This is a genomic window from Streptomyces sparsus, assembly GCF_054776295.1.
The window spans coordinates 1-882 of the sequence record NZ_BAAHCA010001403.1 but is presented as its reverse complement, the minus strand read 5'-3'; the positions used below and the strand labels follow the sequence as shown (position 1 = coordinate 882).

Annotated in this window: 1 protein-coding gene; it reads right to left on the bottom strand. The window is 73.2% G+C overall.

The window, feature by feature from the left end:
- Positions 1-73 precede the first annotated feature (73 nt).
- The coding region (locus tag ACYVE9_RS28700; RefSeq protein ID WP_461030806.1) for a vWA domain-containing protein at positions 74-882 on the bottom strand (809 nt) is incomplete at its 5' end.

Below are 882 nucleotides of genomic sequence, written 5' to 3'. Positions count from 1 at the left end.
CTGCCCGGGCCCGCCCCCGCACCGGTTCCGCCGCCGTCTCCGGCGCCTGTGACGTCACAGGCGCCGGCCCGGCTCAGCGCAGGATGCCGGCCCGGCGGGCGGCCGTCAGCCAGGCCGGGAACTCCGACAGCAACCGGTCGTACAGCTCCGGGTCGGAGAGCGTGCCGATGTCGTCCACCGCGAAGAAGCCCACGTTGTCGACCCGCCGGCCCGGCAGCGTGTCGAACTTCTCCAGCACGCCGTAGTTCGCCTTGCCGAGCCCCACGAACTGCCAGAACACCGGCTCCTCGACGGCTGCCCGCAGCTCCCGTTCGATCTCCGCGTTGCGGTAGACGCCGCCGTCGGAGAAGAACAGCACCAGCGTCGGGTCGGTCGTCGGGTGCTCGCGCACGAAGGCCCGCACCTCGGCGATGACCTTCTGCTCCTCGTTCTGGATGCCGACGGTGCGCATGTCGACCTGGCCCTCGCCCAGCCCGCGTCTGGCCTTCTTCGGGCGGCCGAACAGGCTCATCTGCCCGACCCGGACATGCAGCCGCAGCCACTCCGGCAACTCGCCCAGGCGCAGGTCCGGCAGCCGGGCCGGATGCGAGGCGAACGTCCACGCCTGCATCTCCCCGTCGTCGTCGAGCTGCGCGGCGACGGCCGCCATGCGCTCCACCACACCGGCGACCACTCCCTTGGCGTAGAGCGGCGCCATCGAGCCGGACGCGTCGAGCACCAGCAGCACCCGTGCCGTCGCCCCCTCCGCGCCGTGCTTGCGCAGGCTCACCGCGACCTGCTCCTTGCGCAGCGACAACCTCTTGCGCATGTCCACCGGCAAGCGCTCCTCGCCCTTCGCCCACCGCACACCGCCGGCGGGCGCCGGGGCGGCGGCCGGGGGCG